4 protein-coding genes are annotated in these 3,916 nt (G+C 65.8%); all 4 read right to left on the reverse strand.

The window, feature by feature from the left end:
• Positions 1–662 (reverse strand): radical SAM protein (locus ACMO6A_RS13590; protein WP_418471426.1); only part of this gene is annotated, 662 nt, incomplete at its 3' end.
• Between the two features lie 10 nt (positions 663–672).
• Entirely contained in the window at positions 673–1,023 is a 351-nt protein-coding gene (locus tag ACMO6A_RS13595) for a stage V sporulation protein S (protein WP_009608622.1), read from the reverse strand.
• A gap of 155 nt (positions 1,024–1,178) precedes the next feature.
• Positions 1,179–2,264 carry an ATP-binding protein gene (locus tag ACMO6A_RS13600; RefSeq protein WP_009608683.1) on the reverse strand — a complete coding sequence of 362 codons (1,086 nt, stop codon included), beginning with the start codon at positions 2,262–2,264 and terminating at the stop codon, positions 1,179–1,181.
• Between the two features lie 12 nt (positions 2,265–2,276).
• The gene (rny, locus tag ACMO6A_RS13605; protein ID WP_015760673.1) at positions 2,277–3,809 is read right to left on the reverse strand and encodes a ribonuclease Y; all 1,533 of its coding nucleotides are present in this window, start codon (positions 3,807–3,809) and stop codon (positions 2,277–2,279) included.
• Positions 3,810–3,916: the final 107 nt, after the last annotated feature.

Here is a 3,916-nt window from a genome sequence, read left to right on the forward strand (position 1 = left end):
GAGCCGTACAGGTCGCGCCCGTAGGAGTTCACGTTCTGCCCCAGCAGCGTGATCTCCTTCACGCCGGCGGCCACATAGCGCTCGGCCTCGGCCACGATGTCCTCCAACGGCCGCGACTTCTCGCGTCCGCGCACATACGGAACGATGCAGTACGAGCAGAAGTTGTTGCAGCCGATGGTGATGGGCAGCCATGCCGCCCATTCGTGCTCGCGCGCCGTAGGCAGCTCGGTGGGGAACGATGACGCGGCATCGAGCACCTCCACCTGATGGCCGCCCTCTTCGAGCGCCGCTTCCAGCAAACGCGGCAGCGACCCCAGGTTATGGGTGCCGAAGACCACGTCGAGGTGCTTCAGCTCGTCGACCAGCTTCTCGCCATCGCGCTGGCCGATGCATCCGCCCACAGCGACGATGCGCTTCGACAGCGGCGTGCCGGCGCGCAAGGGGACGTTCTTGAGCGAGGCCACCTGGCCGTACAGCCGCGTGTCGGCGGCTTCGCGCACGCAGCAGGTCATGAACGCCACGATGTCGGCATCCTCGATGGCGTCCACCTGCAGCGCTCCCATGCCCTCGAGCATGCCGGCGATGCGCTCTGAGTCGTGCTTGTTCATCTGGCACCCGAACGTGCGGATGCAGAACGTCAAGTTCGTAAATGGTGTATGCATGGGCTCGTTTTCAGCGAATCTCGGGGACGGGACGGTGGGCATCGTCGCCTAGAGGCTGCGCGACGCCGCGCGTATAGCGCGGATCCACCGTGAAGCGTATGGCAGTGCGGTACTCGCCGTCGATGACGATGTCGGCGAACGACGGTACGCAGGCGATCTCGATGCCGATCGGAGACAGGAAGCCGCGGGAGATGGCGATGGCCTTGACCGCCTGGTTCACCGCACCGGCGCCGACGGCCTGGATCTCGACGCTTACGCCGTCTTTCACCATGCCGGCAATCGCTCCGGCAACGGAGGCGGGCGACGACTTCGATGATACCTTCAAGCAGCCAACGTCTGGCTTTTGTTCGGAAGTGGACATGCCTATCCTTTGTCGTTGGTAGTCCGTGTGGTTCGTCTTGTATGCTGCGTTAGGATTCCGTTGTGCTATAGATAGGTTACTCTTACGCCCTTGCTATTCTACCTATTCGCGGTATGGTGCGCAACCTGCGGGTATGCTGTTATCGAGCAGGTTCGTCATCGTAGCTTTTCAACCGGGATGCGGATGTGCACGCCATCCTTGCCTACGCGCACGTCCGGCTTCACCGCCGATTCCAGGTAGTAGTCGCGCGCCAAATCCGAGAACGCGCATGCTACGCGTCGCGAGAACGATTCGAGGTCTTCGGGCGCGATTCTGAGACCGCGCGCATCTCCCGCCGGCGCCTTCGCCGGCCGCGCGGCCGGGCGCGCGTCGGCCTCCCCTTCGATGCGGACGCGGTTGATCAGCGGCTCGACCGGCGCGATCTCGCCGTCCAGGATGCGGCGTGCGGAGCGCTCCGAGATGACCAGGCCCAGCGCCTCGGCCTCGTCCGCGAAGCTCGCCGGATCCACGGCCACCGACAAGCGCTTGGCCACCGGCAGCTCGGAGGCATCGGCGCAGAACGCGCGCATAGCCGAGGTGAGCGACGACAGTCCGAATGCGTACAGCGTCGCCGCGATGTCGGTGAGCGAACCGAGGTACACGGTGCAATCGTGGCGGCATTCTATGGCGAACTCGCAGGCGGTGCGCAGGATGTTCTTGGGGCCGCGCACCGCGATGCTGCCCGATTCGGTGCGCTCGAACACGGGGAAGCTCGACTGATCGGTCTTCTCGCCGAGCTTGTCGAGGTTCGTCTCCACGGCAAGCGCGGCACCCTTGCCCGCATCAGAGGCGACGACGCGAGCCGTCTCGGCGTTGACCGCGATGGAGTACAGCGCCATGCCGCGGCCGTGGATGCCCCACTTGTCCATGTGCATGCTATCGAGCTTCGACGTGACGCGCGGCTCGAAGATGCGCTCGTGCATGGCTGCCGGCACGCCGTCGCCATCGTCGATCATGACGAGGCGGCGGCGCTGTCCTTCGCGCGACACGGCCAGGAAGATGCTCTTGGCGTGCGCATCGCGGGCGTTGCGCAGCATCTCGATGACGATATCCTCGGTGGAGCGGATGTCGTGCGCGGCCTGCCTGCGCTCGGCTTCGGCGCTCCTCAAACGGACGAAGCCATCCCCGAGGTCGGCCTCGACCCGGAGATGGCTGTCGCCGCATACGTTCTCTATGAAGGCTTCCAGCGCTTCGTCGGCCATGCCGCGTGCGCCCTACTTCGCGACGCCGACCGCGCGGCTCTCGCGGATGACCACGACCTTCACCTGGCCGGGATACTGCATCTCGTTCTCGATGCGCTGCGCGATGTCGTGCGCAAGCACCGTGGTGGCGGCTTCGTCCACCGTGTCGGGCTCCACCATCACGCGCACCTCGCGACCCGCCTGAATGGCGTACGTGCGCTCCACGCCCTTGTACGAGCTGGCGATCTCCTCCAGCTTCTCGAGGCGCTTCACGTAGGCGTCGAGCGTCTCCTTGCGGGCGCCGGGACGCGCCGCGGACACGGCATCGGCCGCCTGAACGAGCACGGCCAGCACGCTGGACGGCTCCACGTCGTTGTGGTGCGCCTCGATGGCGTGCACGATCTCGGGTCGCTCGCCGAAGCGGCGGGCCAGGTCGGCGCCGATGACGGCGTGGCTGCCCTCCACCTCGTGGTCGACCGCCTTGCCCAGGTCGTGCAGCAGGCCGGCGCGCTTCGCCGGGATGGGGTCCAGACCCAGCTCGGAGGCCATGACGCCGGAGAGGTAGGCCACCTCCAGCGAGTGGTTCAGCACGTTCTGGCCGTACGAGGTGCGGTAGCGCAGGCGGCCCAACGTGCGCACGAGCTCGGGGTGCAGGTCGTGGATGCCGGTGTCGAACGTGGCCTGCTCGCCCGCTTCCTGGACGCGCTGGTTCACGAACGCCTCGGCCTTGCCGAACATCTCCTCGATGCGCGCCGGATGGATGCGGCCGTCGGCCACGAGGTTCTCCATCGTCACGCGGCCGATCTCGCGGCGAACCGGATCGAAGCACGAGATGGTCACGCACTCCGGGGTGTCGTCGATGATGAGGTTCGTGCCGGTCAGCTGCTCGAACGAGCGGATGTTGCGGCCCTCGCGGCCGATGATGCGGCCCTTGAGGTCGTCGGAGGGGATATGGATGGTGGACACGGTGGTTTCGGCCGAGTGGTCGGCCGCCACGCGCTGGATGGCGAGGCTGAGGATGGAGCGGGCCTTCTTGTCGGCCTCCGCCTTCGCGCGCGCCTCGGCATCGCGGATGATGGCCGCGGACTCGTGCGTCACCTCGTCCTTGAGGGTGTCGAGCAGCTCCGCCTTCGCCTCGTCCGGCGTCATGCCGGCCACGCGCTCGAGGCGGTAGTTCACCTCCCGCGTGGCCTCTTCGAGATCGCGTTCGCGGCGCTCGAGCTGGCCCTGCATGGATGAGATCTGATGCTCGCGCGCGTCGAGCGATTCGACGCGGCGGTCGAGCGATTCCTCGCGCTGCGAGATGCGGTTCTCAGCGGAACGCACTTCGCGCAGACGCTCCTTGCTCTCGGCTTGCGCATCCTGCTTCAGCTTGAGAGCTTCGTCCTTCGCTTCGATGATGGCCTCGCGGCGCAGCGTTTCGGCTTGTCGTTTCGCGTCGTTCACCACGGATTCGGCCTCTTGCGCCGCTCGCTTCGTGGATGCGTTGACCAGGTAGCGGGTGACGACGAAGCCGAGGGCGATGCCGACGACGGCTCCGATGATCAGCCAGATGAATTCGGGCATACGCTCCCCCTTTCGTTTCAGTTTCCGATAGAGCGTTACATTCAAAAGAACATAGGCATAAAAAATCCCGGAAAAACCGGGCATGAACGAACGCACGCGATACGGGC

The organism is Eggerthella sp. (assembly GCF_048329335.1).
Taxonomy (GTDB): Bacteria; Actinomycetota; Coriobacteriia; order Coriobacteriales; family Eggerthellaceae; genus Eggerthella; species Eggerthella lenta.